The sequence below is a fragment of the Polynucleobacter sp. 35-46-11 genome, from assembly GCF_002281105.1.
This window is the reverse complement of the sequence record NZ_NCFJ01000213.1, coordinates 1-4,115: the sequence shown is the minus strand read 5'-3', so window position 1 is coordinate 4,115 and position 4,115 is coordinate 1. Positions and strand designations below refer to the sequence as shown.

Here is a 4,115-nt window from a genome sequence, read left to right as displayed (position 1 = left end):
GCACCGTGCGCACGACTTTTTGACCGCACCTGCTACGGCTGTTGAAGCCACAACTGGTGAGGCTCATTTGCGCCACCACATTTCACCAAACGGCTACTACCGTGGTCGTAAAGTTGTTAAAACAAAAAACGACTAATTCTTTAGTCTAAAAGATAGAAGCGGCTCCAATAAAAGCCGCTTTTTTCTTTGAAAAAAACTACTTGCAGCAATACTTGATTTTATGAGTGTCACTCTTGCTATCGATGCTATGGGCGGAGATCACGGGGTAGTTGTTACGGTCCCCGCTTGTTGCGATTTTCTCGAAAAACATGCTGATGTAAAGATTGCATTAGTCGGCAATCCGGAAGCGCTTAAGCAAGCCTTAAGTCAGTTTCCAAAAGCGCCATTGGAGCGTATTCAAATTGTTCCTGCCAGTGAGGTTGTCCTGATGGATGATCCTATTGAGGTGGCACTGCGTCGTAAAAAAGATTCTTCCATGCGCGTTGCTATCGAGCAGGTCAAAGAAGGCTCAGCTGACGCAATTATCTCTTCTGGCAATACGGGCGCCTTAATGGCGATATCCCGCTACATTCTCAAAACTCTTGAAGGTGTTGATCGTCCTGCGATTGCTACCGCGATCCCCAATGAAAAAGGGCGCGGTACCACCATGCTAGATCTTGGCGCTAATGCGGATTGCGAACCAATGCATTTGGTGCAGTTTGCGCAAATGGCTAATGTGATGGTTCAAGTGGTGGATGGCACACAAAACCCTTCAATCGGTCTTCTCAATATTGGTGAAGAAGTGATTAAGGGAAATGAAGTAGTGAAGCAGACGAGTGAGTTGCTACGCCAAACGAACTTAAACTTCTACGGCAACGTAGAAGGTAATGATATTTTCAAGGGCACTACAGATATCGTGGTGTGTGATGGTTTTGTTGGCAACGTTGTTCTCAAGGCAAGCGAAGGCTTGGCGAAGATGATGAGTGGCTTAATAAAAGAAGAATTCAATCGATCATGGCTTACCAAACTCATGGCAATCTGTGCGATGGTGCCATTATTGCGTGTACGTAAGCGTGTTGACCATCGTCGCTATAACGGCGCTGTGCTCTTAGGCTTGCGCGGTTGTGTAATTAAAAGTCATGGCTCAGCAGATCGTTTTGCATTTGGTTTTGCGCTCGATCGTGCATATGAAGCAGCAAAAAATCGCATGGTAGAGCGCATTGCTCAAGCTTTTGTGGCGGAGACAAAATAATCATGAGCACCTTTTCACGGATAGCGGGGACTGGGAGCTATCTTCCGGAGCAACGTTTAAGCAATCAAGATCTCGTTGAACGTTTAGCGAAGATTGGACTCGAGACTAGTGATGAATGGATTGTGACTCGCAGTGGAATTTCTGCTCGTCACTTTGCTGCAGATAATCAACTCACTAGTGACTTGGCGGTCAAGGCTGCTGAAGCAGCATTAGAAGCTGCTGGCTGCACCTCAGAAGATCTTGATTTGATTATTTTGGCAACCTCTACGCCAGATCATTTAGGTGGTTTCCCAAGTACCGCTTGCGTAGTGCAAGACAAGTTGGGTGCGCATACGAATTGCGCCGCATTTGATGTTCAGGCCGTATGCGCTGGGTTTACTTATGCCCTTGCCATTGCTGATGCATTTATTCGAACAGGTACTTACAAGAAAGTATTAGTTTTGGGTGCAGAAACTTTCTCCCGTATTTTGGATTTCCAAGACCGTACTACTTCTGTTTTGTTTGGCGATGGTGCTGGTGCAGTCGTTCTGGAGGCTTCTTCTGAGCCTGGCATTCTGGCAACGGCTTTGCATGCTGATGGGAGTCAACGCGACATTCTTTGCGTTCCGGGGCGTGCTAAGCAGGGTGGTGTAGATGGCTCTGCTTACTTGACTATGGATGGCCCTGCAGTATTTAAGTTGGCCGTTAAGGTGCTTGAGCAAGTCGCGCATGAGGCTTTAGAAAAAGCCAATCTCAAGCCAGAACAAATTGATTGGTTGGTGCCACACCAAGCCAATATTCGCATTATGGAGAGCACAGCCCGCAAGATGGGTATGTCGATGGACAATGTCATTGTGACCGTTCATGAACACGGCAACACTTCCGCTGCATCCATACCGCTTGCTCTAGATGTCGGCGTTCGCTCTGGTCAAATCCAACGTGGCCAACACCTCTTGCTAGAGGGTGTGGGCGGTGGCTTTGCTTGGGGCGCGGCAGTCATCAGGTATTAAAGCAAAATACTAAACAAAGCGCTAAAGCTAAAAATACATTCACAACTATTATCCAGCGATCATTCCTATGACATTTGCATTTGTATTCCCTGGCCAAGGTTCCCAATCTGTTGGGATGCTCAACTCCATTGCGGATCGCCCGGAAGTCCGTGCGACTTTGCAAGAGGCTTCAGAGGCTTTGGGTGAAGATGTCACAAAACTGATTGCTGAAGGTCCTGCAGAAGCATTGTCTTTAACGACCAATACACAACCCGTGATGTTGACTGCAGCGATTGCGTTTTATCGTGCTTGGTTGGCCTCTGGTGGCGCCGTTCCTCAGATGATGGCTGGTCATAGCTTGGGTGAGTACTCCGCTTTGGTTGCTGCTGGCGTAATCTCATTCAAAGATGCCGTGCCTTTGGTGCGCTTTCGTGCTGAAGCCATGCAAACAGCAGTACCGGTTGGTGCAGGCGGCATGGCTGCGATCCTGGGCTTGGATGATGCGATTGTGAAGACGGTTTGTGCGCAAGCTGCTGCGGCCTCTGGCGGCGTTGTGGAAGCAGTGAACTTCAATGCGCCAGGACAAGTGGTGATTGCTGGTGGAAGTGATGCAGTGACTAAGGCTTGTGAACTGCTCAAGGCAGCTGGCGCAAAACGTGCTTTGCCATTGCCTGTATCTGCACCGTTTCACTCATCTTTGCTACAGCCTGCTTCAGAAAAACTGAAAGGCTACTTAGCTGATATCGAATTCAAGGTCCCCACTATTTCTGTAGTCAATAACGTTGATGTCAATGCCCTGAATGACCCGGCGGCTATTAAGGATGCCTTGGTGCGTCAAGCTGCCAAGCCAGTACGTTGGCATGAGACTATCAATGCCATGGCGCAACAGGGCATTACTCAAGTTATAGAGTGCGGTCCTGGCAAGGTATTGGCTGGGTTGACTAAGCGCATCAATGAGAATGTCGTTGGCATTCCTGTTTTCGATGAAGCCAGCCTTACCGAAGCTTTGGCTTCAGTAAAGTAAAGCTACAAATAAAAAACAATAAAGAAACAACGGAAGACAAATATGAATCTCGACTTAAGCGGACAAATTGCATTAGTGACCGGCGCATCGCGTGGTATTGGTCAGGCTATTGCGGATGAGTTAGTGAAATGTGGTGCCAAAGTAATTGGTACTGCCACATCTGAAGATGGTGCGAAGGCTATCAATGCACGTTTGCAGGCAAGCGGTGGTCGTGGCGAGGTATTGAATGTGACCGATCCAAAGGCTTGTGAAGATATTATTGATTTAATCGTTAAGGATTTTGGTGGCATTAATATTTTGGTCAATAACGCAGGTATCACCCGCGATAACCTAGCAATGCGCATGAAAACAGATGAGTGGACCGATGTGATCGACACCAATTTAAGTGCAGTTTTCCGTTTGTCGCAGGCAGTAATGCGCCCAATGATGAAAGCGCGCGCTGGCCGCATCATCAATATCACCTCTATCGTTGGTCATATGGGTAACCCTGGGCAGGCGAATTACGCCGCTGCTAAATCAGGCGTTTCTGGTATGACTCGCGCTTTAGCCCGTGAAATCGGTAGCCGCAATATCACTGTAAATTGTGTTGCCCCCGGATTTATTGATACCGATATGACCCGCGCTTTGAGTGAAGAGCAGCAAAATTCACTAAAAGCGAACATTCCTTTGGCTCGCCTAGGTAGCCCGGAAGATGTAGCCCAGGCGGTGGCGTTTTTAGCCTCTCCAGCGGCTGGATATATCACTGGGAATACCTTGCATGTCAATGGTGGCCTCTATTTAGCCTAAAAATAAAGCAGTTATTTGATCATTTTTTGGCGGATTTACTAATTTAGCCCGCCAAGCTGATAAAATCCTTTTCATCGTTTTTTTACAACCCTTGGGGGACTTAATG

Annotated in this window: 5 protein-coding genes; all 5 read left to right on the top strand. The window is 47.7% G+C overall.

What is annotated here, in order from left to right:
* A partial coding sequence (gene rpmF / locus B7Y67_RS12070; RefSeq protein ID WP_293598856.1) for a 50S ribosomal protein L32 occupies positions 1-136 on the top strand: 136 nt, incomplete at its 5' end.
* Positions 137-220: 84 nt separating this feature from the next.
* A complete protein-coding gene (plsX, locus tag B7Y67_RS12065) occupies positions 221-1,231 on the top strand; it encodes a phosphate acyltransferase PlsX (protein ID WP_293598855.1) in 1,011 nt (336 codons plus the stop codon).
* Between the two features lie 2 nt (positions 1,232-1,233).
* Positions 1,234-2,220, top strand: a complete 987-nt coding sequence (locus B7Y67_RS12060; RefSeq protein ID WP_293598854.1) for a beta-ketoacyl-ACP synthase III — start codon at positions 1,234-1,236, stop codon at positions 2,218-2,220.
* Between the two features lie 67 nt (positions 2,221-2,287).
* Complete coding sequence (fabD, locus tag B7Y67_RS12055; protein ID WP_293598853.1) at positions 2,288-3,223, top strand: ACP S-malonyltransferase; 936 nt, start codon at positions 2,288-2,290, stop codon at positions 3,221-3,223.
* Positions 3,224-3,265: 42 nt separating this feature from the next.
* Positions 3,266-4,009 (top strand): 3-oxoacyl-ACP reductase FabG, encoded by a 744-nt coding sequence (fabG, locus tag B7Y67_RS12050; protein ID WP_015421598.1) that lies wholly within the window; start codon positions 3,266-3,268, stop codon positions 4,007-4,009.
* Positions 4,010-4,115 lie beyond the last annotated feature (106 nt).